Source organism: Pedobacter zeae, assembly GCF_014196715.1.
Lineage (GTDB): Bacteria > Bacteroidota > Bacteroidia > Sphingobacteriales > Sphingobacteriaceae > Pedobacter > Pedobacter zeae.
Window position 1 is genome coordinate 949,228 of the sequence record NZ_JACIEF010000002.1, and the last position, 19,117, is coordinate 968,344.

Below are 19,117 nucleotides of genomic sequence, written 5' to 3' on the forward strand. Positions count from 1 at the left end.
ATCCAAACAAAATATATTTCCAATGAAGTATTTTTACAGCATCGTAATTTTATTGATCTTTGGTTTGCATAATCTTGCCTTGGCCCAGCAGCAAATTGCGGTTACGGGTACGGTTTATGATGGTGAATCGCAGAAAAAAGAAACCATGCCCGGCGTAAGCATTTTAAGCGGAGGCAAGGTTTTAGGCCAAACTGATGGGGATGGACGTTACAGGGTAACTGTAGCATCAAATGCAGAGATTACCTTTAAATATTTAAGTTATGTAACACAAACCCTAAAAGTAAATGGCAGAACTACCATTAACATAACTTTACAGGGCGATAACAAAACCCTTAAAGAGGTAACGGTTACAGCTGGTTATCAAACCAAAACACGGACTTTATCTACCGGTTCTACCGTAAGTATTTCAGGTAAGGATATCCAGGGGCAGCCTGCAAGTGATGTGATGTCACTTTTACAAGGTAAGGTTGCTGGTCTGAACATTCAAAACAACACCGGGGCACCTGGTTTTAGAGGATCTATTACCTTACGCGGTATTTCAAATATCAATGTTTCTGGAGCAGGAAGTTCGAGTTTCTTAACCCCAACATCACCGCTTTTTGTAATCGACGGAGTGCCTGTTGATGATAATACCAATTATTCTTATGGTTTTCAGCAAGCTGGTCCGGGTATATCACCTATTTCTCAAATCCCACCGGAAGATATTGAAGAGATTACAACCTTAAAAGATGCCGCTGCAACTGCGTTATACGGATCAAGAGGAGCTTATGGGGTAATTTTGGTTACCACTAAACGCGGTAATTCAAAAGTGCCGATTGTGCGTTATAATGGCGCCGCATTCTTTTCAATGGTGCCTCAGTTACGTACCGTTATAGGAGGAAAAGGGGAGAGGCAATTGCGTATCTGGCAAATTATGCAGAACGATAGTACCTATAACCACGCAGTGGATATGATCAATTCGTCGCCAATTTTAGCAGATAGCTTAAATGCTTATTACAATAACTCAACAGATTGGCAATCTTATTTTTACAGGAATACTTTTAACCAAACGCACAATGTAAACATTTCAGGAGGGGATGTGGCTTTTAACTATAAAGTTGCATTAGGTGCTTATGATGAAACCGGGATTCAGGAAAATACCGGCGTTTCTAAATACAACCTGAACATGAATATGCAATATAATCCAACGCCTAAGTTTAAGTTGTATGGTCAGTTGCAAAATTCAATTCAAAAACAACAGGTCGGAAGCGGTAATGGTTTGTTAAACAGTGGGTTGGCAGCTACTGGTTCAGCATCGACGCTATTGCCCTCTCCATCATTATATTCGGCACAAAGTGGCTTACTGGCACAGCTAAAAACAGATAACGACAATAAATCATTACAAACATTTGCAACAATTAACGCCGAATACGAAGTATTTAAAAACTTTAGAATTGCAACCTATTTAAATTATACCAATACCTCTAATACCAGGGATAACTTCTCGCCAGCTGCTTTAAATGGTAACCAATCTAAATATTATACTTATAACGACCGGGCAACCAAACTCTACAACCGTAACCAGTTTTCGTATGTATATGGTTTAAAAGATGCTGCAGGAGAAGATTCGCATACCTTTAACTTATTTGCATTTACCGAGATTAACTCCAGCTTTTTTAAAGCAGATGCGATTTTGAATGAAAAAGGAGTGAATGATCAGTTAAGGGGACCGTTGACAAATATGACCGATTACCTTACTTCATTGGGGGGAACTATTGATTATACAGATGCCAGAAGTGTGGCTTTTGCAGGTGCGTTTTCTTATAACTACAAGCAAAAATATGTATTAGACCTTAACTATCGTTTGGATGCCAATTCGGCCAATGGCGAGAACGCACGCTATATTGCTAATCCATCTATCGCAGTTAAATGGAACTTTAATAAAGAAAAGTTCATGGAAAACATTAAATGGCTGGATTATGGTGATATCCGTTTAAGTTATGGTTCAAACATCCAGCCTGTGGGTGGTATTTTTGATGCTTACGGAAAATACTTTGGAGGAAATCGTTACAATAATGCCAATTCAGTGATCCTGGACCTGGGTCGCTTACCTAATTTGGATCTGCAACCTACTAAAGCGACCACGTATAATGCAGGTTTCGATTTTAGTTTGTTCCAGAACCGTTTCTCATTTGTTTTCGATACCTATTACAAACAAAACGATAATATTTTCAGGTATAAAGATATTTCGAGTACCAATTCATTTGCGTCAATTGCTTCTAATGAAATCAGTAACGTAAACTATGGCTGGGAGTTTCAGGCAATCACCCGCCCTTTAAATCCTAACAGTGCATTTAAATGGACCTTATCTGCAAACCTTGCCATTAACCGTGAGGTACTGGCACAATTGCCTGATGGATTGAGAGATCTAATTTATTACGATACAGGTTTAGGGCAGGATATTTATTACCGTTTAGGTACTAACTCCCTGTCTAACTATTTATTCAATACAAAAGGGGTGTATTCAACTAATGCTCAGGTTCCTGTCGACCCAAATACAGGTTTGCCTTATCGTGTAGGAGGAAATGGCCGTTTAAATTATTTCAAAGCAGGCGACCCGATTTTTACTGACCTGGATGGAAATTACGTACTTGATGGCAACGACAGGGTAATTGCCGGTAATTCTCAGCCACAGGTAACTGGTGGTATCACCTCTTATTTACAATGGAAAAACTGGAGTTTGGAGGTGAATACTTCATTTACCCTGATCCGCGATATTATTAACAATCCATTGGCTAACCAATTGCGCAACTATTATTTGCCAAATGGCTCAGGGGCTTTGGTACCACTGGATCAGCTTAATTATTGGAGTGCTCCAGGTCAGAATGCCACTTATGCCAATCCTTTAGATTTCGTAAGGGCAAGGATTATTGATCCTTTCAGGTTAAACCAAACCGCATTCCAGGAGGACGGTTCTTACTTTAAATTGAACGCTGTTAAAGTATACTACCTGTTGAATAAGAAATTCACCAGCAAGTTAGGGATGAACAGGGTGAGCATTAATGCTACTGCCGCAAACCTGGGCTTTATTACACGTTACTCTGGTCCAAACCCAGAGAATGTAACCAGTTTGGGCAGAGATGATTCAGGAGGTTATCCTTCGCCAAAACAGTTTACATTAGGTTTAAACGTTGAGTTTTAAAATAAATCAGACAGATGAAAAATACAACATACATAATTCTGTTTGCTGCACTGGTTTTTAGCACAGTGGGCTGCAAAAAATTTCTAAACGTAACGCCTATCGAAGCACAGAGCGGCAATAACTTTTGGAAAACACGTGAAGATGTGGAAGGATTTACCAATGGCATCTATTCGCGGTTAAGATCAAAGGTGGCTGGTACACCACAGTTTTTTAATGGAGATGACCGCGCATTTTTCCCTGCATTGGAAGTAAGGGGAAACAGTGTTTCGGTAATTAGTTTGGATAATAGCGGTGCCAATACCTTTAATGCACTAATTTCTAATAACATGAATTACATTGTAGCCAGTAATAACCGCTATGACAGGTTGATGAAGGATATTATGAACTGGAAAGCGTGGTATGATGTGATCGCGGCTTCCAATATCCTGTACCAGGAAGTAGATAAAGTGCCAACATCAAGTTTGTCTGATACAGACAAAAAACGGTATAAAGCTGAGGCTGTGTTTTTACGTAACTTAAGCTATATGTTTATCTGTAAATTATTCGGCGATGCTGTTTATTATACGGAAGCTTATCACAGTACGTCGCTTCCAAGGACTTCGCAAGTGACCGTAATGAATAAATGTATTGCAGATATGAGTGCTGCAAAGGCAGATTTACCTGTTTTTTATAGTGATGTTAACGCAAATGGTTTCAGGCCTACAAGGGCCTCTGCTATAGCGTTGTTAATGCATCTCAATATGTGGGCAGCAGCCTGGGATTCAGGAAGCAAAACGAAATACTACGAATCGGTAAAAACGCTGGCTACGGAGCTCGATACTTATTCTAACTATAAAATATTGCCCGTTACAGCTGCTAATACGCTCAAAATTTTTAAAGGACGGAGCAGTGAAAGCCTTTTTGGTATTTTGCAGGATTTTAATTACGGTGAAGGATTTTCTTTACCGGCAGGCTTTTCTTACTATTTTTCGCACTATCCTTATCAGGGCAACGTGAATAAAACCGCGAGTTCAATGGCCTACCAGAGCGATTATATTAAAAAGCTTTACCCGGCAAATTCAACTGATGCCAGACTTACTACCTGGTTCGAGAATTATGATTCAGGTTCAGGAACTTTCCAGTTTAAAAAATTCGCAAACATCTATTCTACGGGTTCTGGTAGCTCAATATCGGTAACCAGTGATGATAGCGCCATCATTTTCAGATTACCTGATTGCTATTTATTAACCGCAGAAGCATTAGCTGAGCTTGGGGATGAAAGTGGGGCAAGAGATTTCGCGAACAGGGTAACTATAGCTGCAAATGCGCCATTGATTATTCAAAGCGGTCAGGATTTAAAGGACGAGATTTATAGAGAGAGGTGCCGTGAGCTTATTGGCGAAGGTCAATATTTCTTTGACCTGGTAAGAACAAAAAGAGTTGTAAATTCAGATTTCACGAAATCACCAATGTCTGTAGCCAATCTGAACGCTGGTGCATGGACATGGCCACTCACCATTACGGCTGCCGAACGCAGTGCAAATCCTAATTTAATCGGTAATAACTTTTGGAATTAATAGATATGATGATGAAGAATTATAAAACGCTCCTGTTTTCAATAATCGGAATATTATCCGTTTTAACCAGCTGTAAAAAATATTATGTTGAAACCGGGGTTCATGATGCACAATATAATGGGAATATTTTGCAATACATGCAGGCAAAGAAACCGTTTTTTGATTCAACCTTAACGGTGATCAAACTGGCAGGCCTTGAGGATGTGATCAGCAAAGAGAATATCACTTTCTTTGCTCCGCCAAGCGGTTCTATATTTAAATCCATAAAGAGACTGAATATTGAGTTGAGGGTTACAGGTAAAGATACAGTTTCACAGTTATCACAAATCAAACCTGAAGTATGGAGAAATATTCTTTCGCAATACATCTTTAAAGGAGCGAACCGCTTAAAAGATTATCCGCAACGCGATACTTTATCTTACCTGGCCTATCCCGGACAAGGATACACTTCTTATGGAGGCCGGATTATGAACGTTGGTGTTATTTTTAATGATGCGGTAGTTTACAATTCATCCGGAGCTGAAATTTCAAGAGTAGCTTATGCAGGTTATCGCCAGTTATACCTCGCTTATATTCCTGATATGTCCAATCCACAGGTAGCATTGGTTAATATTCCTGTAGCCACTTCCGATATACAGCCCGCGAATGGCGTTTTGCATGTGTTAAATAAAGTGAAGCATAATTTTGGCTTCAATACCAATGTTTTTATTGAGCAGGCTATCTCAGCCGGGATTAGTCCGGCAACACCTTAAGTTTATTGTATCATTCATAAATTGAAAAAAATGTTAACAAACATACCATATAAATTTAAGCAGCTATTATTAGGGGCAATATGCTTAACAACTTTTTTTGTTTCCTGCACCAAAGAGCGGGGGCTTACTGAAGACCCGTATGCAGGTGGTAAAAAGCCACTCGACCTCAGCTTTGTTTCAAAAACGATCGATCCTGATGTAGTCAATCCCGGCGATGTGGTAACCGTAAAAGTAAAGGGATTGAATAAGTACATCAACGACTTTAAAGTTTACGTAAACGAAATTGAAGCGGAGGTAGTTACGGCATCTACCAACGATACCACATTGACTTTTAAGGTTCCGGCTAAAGCCAGTACGGGGAGCATGTGGATTACTGCTCAAGGCCAGAGCTTTTTTGGCCCTACAGTTAAAGTTGGGGGTAAGCTCAGCGTGGATGCCGGTTGGAAAGTCATTAACGGGGCTACGAATACAACAGGCGCAAGTACTGTGTTCGATATTGAAGGTTTACCTGGAGGTAACTTTCTGGTTGGCGGTGCCTTTAACGATTTTGAGTTAAAAGGAACCGAAAAACTGCCAATTGGGGGTATTGCACAAATTGCTGGAGATGGAACTTACACCACGAGTGGTTTTTCTTTTGGTAAGGGTGCCGGAGGTGCCGGAAAGCTGGTCTACTCCATTACCAGAATAGCCACCGGATCACAGGCTGGTAAGTTTATCATTGGTGGAAGTTTTACCAGTTTTAATTCTACTCGCCCGAACCGCCAAACCTTAAATAACGTAGCGAGGTTAAATAGCAACGGCTCACTGGATAGTCTTATTCTCAGGGATGTAATTAACCCGAAACCGCAGGAAACGTATAAAAACGGCGATACTGTGAGTGCTTTTAATGCAGGGGTAGACGGCATGGTGAGAAAAACCTTCGTATTTAATGAACAGGTTTATCTCGTTGGAAACTTTACCAATTACAAACGGATGTACTTGCCAAACTCCAGCTATGATGAAAAGGTTTACGATTTAACACGCATGCGCCAGATGGTAAGGGTAAATATGGATGGCACCATGGATTCTACTTTCCACTATAATAAATCGACCCGCCAGAGTGCCATTGGCGCCAACGGCGTAATCCTGGATGCCATGATGCAAACCGATGGGAAATTGATCCTGGTAGGTACTTTTACGACATTTAACGGGGTACAAGCCAATCATATTGTACGTATAAATTTTGATGGTACTGTAGACAATAGCTTTAATGTAGGTTCTGGTGCCAACAGCGATATCATTTCTATCCGCTATAATGCCACTACCAATAAAATTGTTGTTGGCGGAACATTTACCAGTTTTAATGGCAAAGCCGCTTCAGGTATAAACTTATTAAATGCCGATGGTTCCAATGTAACCACTTTTAACGGGCAGACCATAACAGGGGGGATAGCCAGTTTTGTCGGACAGTTGAATAATGGGAAAATAATTGTAAGTGGCTCTTTCAATAAATACGGAGACTACCTCCGTCAGGGTTTTATGGTGTTGGAAGCTAATGGGCAGCTGGCAGTTGGTTATAACAATACCGGCGGATTTCAGGGCACTATTTACGATATGGTAGAAACCACAACATCTACAGGTACGCAGGTAATTTTAGTGGGCGATATCTTACGCTTCAATGGTACTCTACCACACAATCTATTGCGTTTAAATTTTGCGAATTAATCAATATTATTTCAAATATAATAACAGATGAAAAAAGGATTTACATTTATGGCAACCTTAAAATACCTAAGCCTGGCTTTGGTATCGGGGTTATTCCTTGTATCAACCGGCTGTAATAAGGATTTTCAAAATACCTTGCCACAAGGTTTTAAAAATGATACTGCTGGTTTGGGAGCTGGAAAAAAAGTACTTTACATTATTTTAGATGGGGTAACGGGAGCAGCTGTGAGAACACTTGCGCCAACCAATTTAGCTCAGATTAATGCGAAGGCAACTTATTCTTATGATGGCTTGGCAGATAATAAATATAATGTAATTACTCACGCTTCGGCATGGACAACCATGTTAACGGGTTACGATTACACTAAACATAACGTAACAACCGAAGATTTTGCCGGCTTGAACCTGCAAAATACGCCAACAATTTTTACACGAATTAAAAGTTCGCTTAACAATGCCAGAACGGTTTCAATTGCATCAACCAGTGTGTTTACCGATAAGCTTGCAGGTGATGCGGTGGTAAAACAAACTGTTTCAGATGATGCAGCAGTAAAAACAGGAGTAATAGCCGAATTAAGTACAAATAATCCTTCAATGGTGGTAGCACAGTTTCACAGTGCAGAAACCGCTGGTGCCGCAAATGGTTATACTGCAAGCACCCCTGCATATGCCGCCGCAATCAACAGCATTGACGGTTATATTGGCGAAATTATGACCGCATTAAAAGCACGTAAAGGTTATTCTGGTGAGAACTGGCTGGTAATAATTGCTTCTAATAAGGGTGGTGGGGCATCTGGTGGTGCTCCTGGCTCAAATATTTTTAATGATGCTTCCCGCAATGCTTATATTGCCTTTTATAATCCGAGGTTCTCATCGGTTAAAATTACCCAACCTGATCCTGCCAGTTATCCTTTTGTTGGTACAGCACCTCGTTTTGTGGCTACAACGGCTTCTAATGTTACAGCTATCCAAAACAATACCACCATCGGTAATTTTGGCAGCACAGGCGACTTTACTTTTATGTTTAAGTTTAGAGATGATTACGGACAAGCTAATTACTATCCGATGTTTTTGGCTAAAAGAAATGCCTTTAATTCGGTTTCATCTACCGGATGGGGATTTTTATTTGGTGCCAACTCGGCTCAGTTAGATTGGGGCGGTAGCCCTCGTCCTGGCTTTGGTATTGATATCCGTGATGGACGCTGGCATACGGTAGCCTTTACCATTGGCCTGTTAAACGGCACAAGAACCCTAACTTTATATGTTGATGGGTTAACCCGGTATTCAGGATCTATAAACGGAAGAAATATAGATAACAATACCCCACTTAGGTTAGGTGGAGATATCGGAACGGACGGAAATACACAGACCAATCTTTTAATCAGGGATGTGGCCTTGTTTAACGTAGCCATGTCTGCAACAGACGTTGCAGCTATCATGAGAACACAGATTAAACCCAGCACTCCATTTTATAATAACCTGTTAGGCTTTTGGCCAGGCAATGAAACCAGTGGTACAGTGATGTTGGATCAATCGGGTAAAGGAAATAATTTTACTTACAGCAGTAATGTAGCCTTCGCGAACTTTGAAGAAATTTCTCCCAATATCTCTCCCGATATCTCTCCGGCCGCTTACCTTTCAGTGCCTAACGGAGTTGATATCCCCTTGCTGATTTATAACTGGTTAAATATTGCTGTTTCTCCTCAATGGGGTTTAACAGGCAGGTTATATAATCCAACTGTATCATTACCAACTAACTAACCTTAAATATTGATAAAATGAAATTTAATCAATTAACCAAAATATATGGCCTGTTTTTTTTACTGGCATTAACCGCCTGCAAAAAATATGGCTATGAAATTCCTGATGGTTATCCCGATAATTCGCAGAATGTGGCCGAAGGAACCATCGATACCAATATGAAGGTAATCGATAAATCGATGTATGCAAAAGCAAGGGTATTTCCGGGTTTGGTAGATCAGTCGGAGCCAAGAGTAAAAGATGCGCAATTTACCCTCGATCTTAACTTTACCGATCAAACTGCTCAAAACTTAAGAATTTCGGTAGCGCCATCACCACAATATAGCACCGGTTACTATGCAGCTCCCGGTGAGCTGATTAAAATTGTTGTTCCGGCAGGGGTAGATGGTTTAACCGTACAGATTGGTGCGCATACTGATGACCTTGGAGGTAAATCTCCGCTCTTGCGCGATCCGGTAATTTACAACAGAAAGCAATTGGTTTCAGGCGTTAATTATATCCGGAATTTGTATGGCGGCCACATTTATATCCTGGCATCTTTTGCTTATCCAAACCCGGTTACATTTACCATAACGGGTGCGGTGGTTTCGCCGGATTTTATTTTAGGGCAAACTACTGATGCAGAGTGGGTGGCAAAGGTTAAAGCTTCGCAAGTACCCTGGTTAGAATTAAGGGCCAAACGTGTTATTTTTACCATTCCGAGAGACAAAGTAATTGCAACCTTTAATTCAAGCGAACCATTTACAAACCCAACAGCGGTATTTACCAGGTGGAATGATGTTTTTGATCTGGATTATAACGCCTGGATGGGCCTGTCTGACAATGCGCCTGATGTAAGAGACCGTAGTCCGCAAAGTCAGTGGAGGGGAATATTGGACATCCAACTATCAGCGGGTTATGGGCACTCTGGTTTCCCGTTTGTAGGTTTAAACGACTCGTATTGGTTTGCCAGTTTTACCAGTTTAAACTCAATTACTACCAGTTCCGGACAATGGGGTACCTATCATGAATTTGGTCATAACTGTCAACAAGGTAAGGTATGGAGCTGGAGTACGCTGGGCGAAACCACCAATAATCTATTCAGCTTTAAAGTGGCCAACCGGATCGGTGCCAATTATAATATTTTGCATCCGTCAGTTTCAAGCGGTTTCCCACAAGCCATTACTTACGCAAGCGGTACCGGTACTAAAAACTTTGATACTGACGCAGCCATGAATGATCCATTTAAACGAATGACGCCTTTTGTTCAGATTTTTGAAAAATACGGTTATGACGCTATGACTTATTTATACACTGAAGCCCGTCATGCGCCGCGTTTAAATACCAGCGACATTACGATGCATAATTTCGTTTACGAAAAACTTTCTGATTATGCTAAAACCGATCTATCGCCATTTTTTGGTGCATGGGGTATCCTGATTAGCGATGCAGTGGTAGCAAAGGTTAATGCGAAGTACCCGCTTTTAAAAACGCCTTTGTGGACTTATAATCCTTTAAATAAAACAGGTGGTACGGGTACCATTACCTATAATACAACGGTTGTATCAGTAAGTTCAGTGCAATCAGGCGATGGAACAACCGCTGCATTGGTTGATGGTATCGTTTCAGCAGCATCTTATTGGCATTCAAATTATGGCACGGCTACATCAACCAATACGTTAGGCTATCCAATAAATATTGTATTGGGTACAGGCTCCCCGGTTCCGATTCCGGTAAAAGGTGTAACTTTTGCACAACGGCAAAACAATAGTGCAGGCTATGTTAAAGACGTGGAAATTTTTACGAGTACCGATAATGTGAATTTCACCAGTGTAGGTACTACTACCTTGCCACAAAATACTGCCGTATATAATTTTAATTTCCCAGGTGGTGCTGTGAGCACTAAATATGTTAAAGTGGTGATCAAAAGCGGGGCAAATGCTACATACGCGAACTTGTCAGAATGTAATTTAATTAAACCTTAAAACGCCTTTATGAAAACGAACAATAAAATATTCAATATGCTTCTTGGAGTTTGCATTATGGGCATATTGGGGTATACCAGTTGCAAAAAATATGCTAACCCTCCGGCTATATATGAAGAATTAAAACCACTTACTGCCGGTCAGCGTAAAATCTTGGTCATCAGTATCGATGGCCTAACCGGGACTGAGTTGCAAACTATTGCACCAACCAATATTGCAGCGCTGCAGAAAAACGCTAAATATTCATATAATACTTTAAAAACAGCTTCTGATGCAGCAGGCTGGGTATCGATGTTAACCGGTACCAGTTTTGTGAAACACCAGATCAGTACCGACAATTTTGAACGTGCAGCAGGCTCGGGTATTGATGAACATGCCCCTATCGTATCTTACCGTAATGTATTTGATTATATAACACAATATAAATCGGTAAAAACGGCTTTAGTTACCCCATGGGCTAATTTGCGGAATTACATGAAAAATGCAGATTTTGCTCCGGCGGTAACAACTGATATAGCCGTTAAAGACAGCACGGTGAGCATTTTGAATAACCAGGCTGGTTTAGGCGTTATATTTGTAAACTTTAGAGAGGTTGAAGCAGCTGGAGCGAATGGAGGATATGTTGCCTCTAATGCTAATTATAAAAATGCAATTGTTAAAGCTGATGAATATGTTGGTAATATTTTAACGGCTTTAAAAGCAAGAAAGAATTATCCGGGTGAAGATTGGTTAGTGATATTAACCAGTAATCATGGAGGCAGCAGTGCCAATCCAACTAATGGCTTTACTTTAGTTTACAATCCTGCATTTAAACCATTTGAATTAAAGAAATCTGGCTTTAACCCGGTACTCTTTAGTACAAATACCTCCAGGGCCGTTACACCTGATGACAAAGGGCTTTACGATGTGGGCGATACCAAAAGTATCACCGTGCAGATGGAAACAAAATTTAACAGCACCAATATAAACTATCCTACATTTTTCAGCAAAAGCACCAATTTAAGCGGTTCCAGCATTACAGGATGGCAATGGGGACACTACGGCGACTCGTGGTCGGTTACTGTCGGGGGAACATCAAATGGAGGTTCCGGAAAATTACAGGTAAACGCAACCACTGCGCCAGGAACCAACTGGCACACTTTAACCATGAGTATTAATACAACGGTAAATACACAGGGAGCTGCCACTGCCCGAACCCTTAAGTTATATGTTGACGGAAATTTGGAAGCAACCAGTGATATATTATCGCGAAAAAGTTTAACTACGAGTGAATTACTTCGAATCGGCCATAGAACAGGAGATACCGATACACCAACACCATTTTACGGAGCCAACCTGGCATTTTTTAACGTAGCATTAAGCGATGCGGTGATAAAAGCAAACATTGGCCTTAAGGATATAACCCAGCATCCTAATTATGCCAACTTAATAGGATTTTGGCCTATGGATGAAGGAACTGAGGGTACTTTCTTTAATAAGGCACCTGTTGGCTACAATATGTCACTTTCCGGGGTATACAGCTGGGCAAATTTGGGAGCATTATATCCACCAGGTACAACACCTGAGCCCATCACCTCAAATTTATCTATCCCATCAACAGTGAGCGATGTTTCTGCTTTAGCATTGTATTGGATGAAAATTAATATCCTGCCCGATTTTAGTTTCGATGGCAAACCTTACCTTAAAAACTTCGAATTAGAATTTTTGAAATAGTAGTTAGTTTAGTTAATGAGAACCTTGCCACCGGTTGGTGGCAATGGTTTTTTATTAATGAGAATAGGAGGCGGGAGATCGCCTTTTCCGGAAGACTTTTTCAGCCGATCCGGCAATCTTATCACCGTGAGTTACAGCGATCGTGCTTTAATATTATTCCTGTACCCCGCATACCGGCTATTTTAATATCCCGTCAAAAACATAGCCTTCTCCATTCCTTAATGGCCAAAACAGTAAAAACCATTACTCAACCAATCGTAACATCTTTAAAGCTCAAACGTTTGCGCTGAAACATTTTTACCATTATCACCCAATCATCAGTAATTTGGGTGTACAAAACCTAATATTATACACACACAATGAAGAGAAAACTAACCATTTTATTTACATCATTATTTGCTACAGGACAGTTGATCGCACAGGAACTGCCTTCCGAGCTGCAAACACCGGAAGTGGTTTCCCTCAACCGTTTGCCCATGCGTGCATCGGCCTTTGCCTTCGAAAACCAGGAGCTGGCTGCTAAAAGAAACAAAGAAAAATCAGCATACTTTTTATCCCTTAACGGAACATGGAAATTTAACTGGGTAAAAGATCCCCGGAAAAGACCAACAGATTTTTATAAAGTCGATTTCGACGATAAAAACTGGGATAATTTTAAAGTTCCGGCCAACTGGGAAGTGAATGGCTACGGGTTGCCGATTTACGTAAACCAACCTTATGAGTTTGCCGGCCGACAGTTAACCGGAGCTAAAATGAATCCGCCTTTCGATATACCGGCCGATAATAACCCGGTAGGTTCTTACCGGAAAAAGATCAATATTCCGGCCAGTTGGGATGGCAGGCAGGTATTTATAAGCCTGGGAGCCGTTAAATCGGCATTTTACATCTGGGTAAACGGAAAAAAAGTAGGCTATAGTGAAGATAGTAAGCTTGCTGCCGAATTCGATATCACCAAATATGTTAAACCGGGCGAAAATACCATCGCACTTCAGGTTTACAGGTGGAGCGACGGCAGTTATTTAGAATGCCAGGATATGTGGCGCATTTCGGGTATCGAACGCGAAGTTTATCTCTATTCTACTCCCAAACTGGATATCCGTGATTTCAAGGTGATCGGCAATCTCGATGCTTCTTATACCAATGGATTATTAAATGTTGATCTCGCTGTTGAAAATTATAGAATAGATCAGCGTACCAATCACAGCCATCCGGATAGTTTTTATGTCGCGCTCGATCTGGTAGATGCTAAAGGAAACAAGGTTTGGAAAAATGAAAGTACGCTGCAAAAAGTATTGGGTAATTACAAATCCAATCTATCGTTTAAAACAGAGGTGAACAATGTAAAAACCTGGTCGGCAGAAGTACCCTACCTCTATACCTTATTCATCACGCTAAAAGATAAAAACAATAAGATAATCGAAGTCATCCCACAACGGGTAGGTTTCCGTTCTGTTGAAATTAAAGGGAGCGATTTACTGGTTAACGGCAAACGTATATTTCTTAAAGGCGTAAACAGGCACGAGCACAATGCTACCCAGGGCCATACCTTAACCCATGCCGATATGGAAAAAGATATGGAAATGATGAAGAAGCTCAACGTTAATGCAGTGCGACACTCTCATTATCCTCCCGACCCTTATTGGATGGAGCTTTGTGACGAATACGGTTTATATGTGGTAGACGAAGCCAATATCGAATCGCATGGCCGCTATTACAGTTTAGAAACCACTTTTGCTAATGATAAACAATGGCGCGTACCGCACCTGGAGCGTATTACCCGGATGTATGAGCGCGATAAAAACCACGCTTCGGTAATTACCTGGTCGTTAGGCAACGAAGCCGGTAATGGTGTTAACTTTTACGAAGCTTACCAATGGCTTAAAACAAAAGATACCCGACCGGTACAATACGAAAGGGCAGAAAACGATTTTAATACCGATATGATTGTTCCGCAATATCCTTCGCCTAACTACCTGCCTCGCTATTCGAAACAGGAAAAAGAAACCCGGCCTTTTATTATGAGCGAGTATGCGCACATTATGGGCAACAGTCTGGGTAATTTTAAGGAATATTGGGATGCGATTGAAAACAATCCCAAACTACAGGGTGGTTTTGTTTGGGAATGGATCGACCAGGCGATCGATACCGTTAAAAATGGCAAACGCATTATGGCTTATGGTGGCGATTTCCCATTGAGCGGTCCGGTTGATGAGAACTTTAGCGATAACGATTTCTGTGTAAAAGGGGTGGTAACCGCATACCGCGGCATGACACCAATGGCCGTAGAGCTCAAAAAAGTGCATCAGTACATTAAAACCACCTTTAATGGTGGCAATCAGATTAATATCAACAATAGCTATTTCTTTAAAGACATCAGCAATGTGCAATTGAACTGGGAACTGGCTGAAGACGGAAAAATAATTCAAACTGGCGTGGTGAGCAACCTCAATATCGGTCCGCGCCAAAACCAAACATTAAGCCTACCGTTTAAAACCAATTACAGTACCGGAAAAGAATATTTTCTGAATGTACATTACCGCTTAAAAACACCTGAGCCATTTTTGGAAAAAGGTTATGAAATTGCTTACGAGCAGATTGCCCTGGCTGGTGCGCCAAAGGCTAACACTTATGTTACGGGTAAAAAAGCCTTAAAAGTGGAGCAAACAGCAGATAAAGCCGTGGTTAAAGGAAGCGATTTTACGATCACCTTTGATTTAACTAAAGGAATGTTAACAAGCTACATTTCTAAAGGGCAGGAATTATTGGCTGCCGGGCCACAACCAGGCTTTTACAGGGCACCAACCGATAACGATATTGGCGCAGGTTTAAATACCAGGCTAAGAATGTGGCGCAATGTTTATCAGAATAATGATGTAACCAACATAAAATCTGTAATAAACCATACTGCCGAGGGCTTCACCCTAACTGTTAAATCGATCCTGTTAAAAGGCGATGCCGAAACTACACAGGAATTTAATGTACTGGCCGATGGAACCATTAAAGTAAACAACCAGTTTAAAGCGGTAACAGGTAATTACAAAAGCCTGATGCGTATCGGAAACGATCTGCAGCTGAAAAATGATTACAGCAATATCCAATGGTATGGTCGCGGACCAGGAGAAAACTATGTGGACAGAAAAACGGCATCATTAATAGGTACCTACAGGTCAACCGTGGCCGATCAGTATTTCCCTTATGCACGTCCGCAGGAAAGTGGTAATAAAACCGAAGTGCGCTGGGTAAATTTCACCAATAAGGCTGGTAAGGGCCTCCGCTTCGAATTTGCTGGTCAGTTGTTAAGTTTTAACGCATTGCCTTACGCGGTGGAGGATTTAGACCCAGAGGCAGAGAAAAAACAATACCATTCCGGCGAACTGGTAAAGCGTAATCAGATTTATGTACACATGGATTTGCTACAACTGGGTGTTCAGGGTATCGATAGCTGGGGCTCAATGCCATTAATCCAGTATCAGATTCCCTTCAAAGATTACCAGTACAGCTATTACATCAAACCGATTAAATAACATAGGTAGTTCGTCATTCCCAACCTGATTCGGGATTTTAATGCTTTAGCCAGGTTTATATATTGCATTAAGACTGCCACTTTCTTGGGAATGACGAATGCTATTTTTTTAATTAAATTAACATTACCTAACCAAAACAAAAAAATGAAATTTATCAGAATATGCTTTGTGCTTTTGTTATTTACACAGGCTGCATTGGCGCAGGAAACTAAATTAGCCACAACACCGCCTATGGGCTGGATGAGCTGGAACATCATGTCAGAAAATCCGAACGAAAAGGATATTAAAGAAATGGCCGATGCCATGATCAGCAGTGGTATGGTAAAAGCCGGTTATCAGTATATTTTTTTAGATGATTGCTGGCAGGGAGGCCGCGATAATAAAAATAACATTATTCCCAACCCTAAGAAATTCCCATCAGGTATTAAAGCATTAGCCGATTATTTGCACAGTAAGGGCATGAAGCTGGGTATTTATTCGGATGCCGCTCCTTTAACCTGTGGCGGTTACACCGCAAGTTTGAACTTCGAAGATCAGGATGCCAAAACCTTTGCGTCGTGGGGGATAGATTACCTCAAATACGATTATTGTAATGCACCTGAGGATGTAGAAACCGCTAAAACAAGATATGGAAAAATGGCCCGGGCCTTACGTAATTCAGGTAGGGCTATCGTATTGGGGATTTGCGAATGGGGACCGCGCGAGCCCTGGAACTGGGGTGCACAGGTTGGTGGACAAAGCTGGCGAACCACTTACGATATCAGGGATAAATGGCTGGATATAGAAGGTAAAGGAGGCGTTGGTATTTACAATGTGGTTGATAAAATGGCCGGACTGGCCAGTTTCTCTGGCCCCGGTAAATGGAATGATGGCGATATGCTGGTGGCAGGTTTACATGGTGCCAAGGGGCCATCTTCGGCTTTTAAAGGTGTAGGTTGTACCAAAGCTGAATACCAGAGTCAGATGAGTTTATACAGCATGCTCAATTCACCATTGTACGCCAGCTGCGATATCCGCAAAATGGATGATGAAGCCAAAACCATTTTTACCAATACGGAAATTATTGCTTTAAATCAGGATGCTTTGGGCAAACAAGCCGAACGCAAAATTAAAACCGATATCTGGGATGTTTTTATCCGTCCGCTGGCTGATGGCGATTTTGCTATTGCGATCTTAAATAAATCCGCATCAACACAAAAGGCCAAGGTAAACTTTGCAGATTTAGGCTTAACGGGCAAATACGAGTTAAAAGACCTGTGGCAACATCAGGTTATCGGCAAAAATAACAAGTGGACAGGTGAGGTAACTGCCCACGAAACCAAAGTTTTCCGCTTAAAAAAGGGTTAACCTCCCTCAAATACCGAACAATAAAATTAAACACAATGAACCAAACATCAATCAAATCAGCACTCACACTTACGCTCCTAGCAGCTGGGCTGGCTACTTTTGCTCAGGATGTAGCAAAAGATCCGGCAACTATTGTTATCTCGCCCGAACACACCCTTTCAAAAAACGATACTGAGTTTAGAAAAGCCATAGCCAAATGGAGCGATGAAACCTTAAAAAGTACCGATTATAAAAGCATTAAGGCGCAGCCATCGGCCAATATCTTCCCTGGGGCTGTAAAAGAGGGCTTCCGGTTTATCAATAAAACGGTAACTATCGAACATAAAAAAATGGCCGATAGCCTGGTAGCAATTGTATCAACACTGGGCTATTCGGGTTACGATAATGCCACCATGTACAGCACCGGTTTGTATGCCAAAGCTGGCGAATACATCGAAATTGATGTGCCTAAAAATGCCGATGTAAACGAAATGGAAGTACAGATCGGAGCACATAGTGATCGTTTAAACTACTGGGTAGCCGGTAAAGAAGATTGGCGCAGGATGCCCATTATCACCAAAAAACAAAAGCTCGTCATTGGTAAAAACAGGTTAGCCTCGCCTTTTGGAGGTTTAATTTACATTGATGTTAAGCCACAGGCGGCAAGCAGAAAAATTGATCTCAAAATTAGCCATGCGGTAGCTGCACCACTTTTTGTTTTGGGGAAGAGCACACAAAGCGAGTGGGAAAACCAGTTAAAAAACAATAAAGCGCCATGGGGCGAAATGGCTACTGAAAATGTGATTTTAACCCTGCCTGATAGCGTATTGCAAACCATTAAAAATCCTGAAGAAGTGCTTAAGTTGTGGGATTTAGTTGTATTGGGCGAGCTCGACCTGGCCAACATGCCTGCCCCGTTTTATCGCGCCCAACGTATGGTTCCGGATGAGCATATCGGAGGAGGTTACATGCACAGTGGTTATCCGATCATGATTCACCATTCGCCTTCCAAACACATGCTTTCTAATGAAATTATGGCTAACCCGGAGTTATTGATGAAGCCGAGCAAAGGCGGCGCAAACTGGGGCTTTTTTCACGAAATAGGGCATAACATGCAAAACCTGAACTGGGTTTTTGGCGGTACAACAGAGGTAAGCAACAACTTCTTCTCCCTGTACATGTTCGATCGGTTAATGGGCGGAAGGGATGATTCGCACACGGGTGTATCGAGCGCCAACACGCAGAAAATGATGAAAAAATACTTCGCAGAAGGCGCCGATTACGAAAAGTGGAAAAAAGATCCGTTTTTAGGGCTGATCATGTTTCGCCAGATGCAGGAGGGTTTTGGATGGGAGAACTTTAAAGCCTTCTTTAAAGAGTATCAAAAAATTGGTCCATCCATTGATCAGCTTAACGACCAGCAAAAACGAGATTTATGGGCAAAAACCTATTCGAATATTGTAAAGCGTAACCTTGCTCCATTTTTTATTACCTGGGGTGTGGGGATTAGCGAACAAACGCAAAAGGAACTGGCAGGTTTGCCTGCATGGAAACCTTTCAATTTCCCGCCCGTAAATTAAACCTCATTTTTAAATAAAATAATCAAAAAGGACAGTAAGCCTGTGGGGTTTTAGTG

Annotated in this window: 10 protein-coding genes; all 10 read left to right on the forward strand. The window is 41.3% G+C overall.

Going from position 1 to position 19,117, the window contains the following annotated elements; translation table 11 throughout:
• The first annotated feature begins 22 nt into the window (after positions 1-22).
• The 10 genes from GGQ60_RS10675 to GGQ60_RS10720 all read left to right on the forward strand — a co-directional run bounded on the left by GGQ60_RS10675 (position 23) and on the right by GGQ60_RS10720 (position 19,061).
• A complete protein-coding gene (locus GGQ60_RS10675) occupies positions 23-3,181 on the forward strand; it encodes a SusC/RagA family TonB-linked outer membrane protein (protein WP_183763482.1) in 3,159 nt (1,052 codons plus the stop codon).
• A 14-nt stretch (positions 3,182-3,195) separates the two neighbouring features.
• The gene (locus GGQ60_RS10680; RefSeq protein WP_183763484.1) at positions 3,196-4,737 is read left to right on the forward strand and encodes a RagB/SusD family nutrient uptake outer membrane protein; all 1,542 of its coding nucleotides are present in this window, start codon (positions 3,196-3,198) and stop codon (positions 4,735-4,737) included.
• Positions 4,728-5,489, forward strand: a complete 762-nt coding sequence (locus GGQ60_RS10685) for a fasciclin domain-containing protein (protein ID WP_229685019.1) — start codon at positions 4,728-4,730, stop codon at positions 5,487-5,489. Before GGQ60_RS10680 ends, GGQ60_RS10685 begins: the two co-directional genes overlap by 10 nt.
• A gap of 30 nt (positions 5,490-5,519) precedes the next feature.
• Complete coding sequence (locus GGQ60_RS10690) at positions 5,520-7,193, forward strand: DUF5008 domain-containing protein (RefSeq protein ID WP_183763486.1); 1,674 nt, start codon at positions 5,520-5,522, stop codon at positions 7,191-7,193.
• A gap of 27 nt (positions 7,194-7,220) precedes the next feature.
• Positions 7,221-8,954, forward strand: coding sequence for a LamG-like jellyroll fold domain-containing protein (locus GGQ60_RS10695; protein WP_183763488.1), 1,734 nt, complete (start codon positions 7,221-7,223; stop codon positions 8,952-8,954).
• 17 nt (positions 8,955-8,971) lie between these two features.
• Complete coding sequence (locus GGQ60_RS10700) at positions 8,972-10,918, forward strand: M60 family metallopeptidase (protein ID WP_183763490.1); 1,947 nt, start codon at positions 8,972-8,974, stop codon at positions 10,916-10,918.
• A 9-nt stretch (positions 10,919-10,927) separates the two neighbouring features.
• Entirely contained in the window at positions 10,928-12,631 is a 1,704-nt protein-coding gene (locus GGQ60_RS10705) for a LamG-like jellyroll fold domain-containing protein (protein ID WP_183763493.1), read from the forward strand.
• A 359-nt stretch (positions 12,632-12,990) separates the two neighbouring features.
• Positions 12,991-16,155, forward strand: coding sequence for a beta-galactosidase, LacZ type (gene lacZ / locus GGQ60_RS10710; RefSeq protein ID WP_183763494.1), 3,165 nt, complete (start codon positions 12,991-12,993; stop codon positions 16,153-16,155).
• Positions 16,156-16,299: 144 nt separating this feature from the next.
• Positions 16,300-17,502 (forward strand): glycoside hydrolase family 27 protein, encoded by a 1,203-nt coding sequence (locus GGQ60_RS10715; RefSeq protein WP_221235928.1) that lies wholly within the window; start codon positions 16,300-16,302, stop codon positions 17,500-17,502.
• A gap of 35 nt (positions 17,503-17,537) precedes the next feature.
• Positions 17,538-19,061: a M60 family metallopeptidase gene (locus GGQ60_RS10720; protein ID WP_183763496.1), complete on the forward strand. Its 1,524-nt coding sequence runs from the start codon at positions 17,538-17,540 to the stop codon at positions 19,059-19,061.
• Positions 19,062-19,117: the final 56 nt, after the last annotated feature.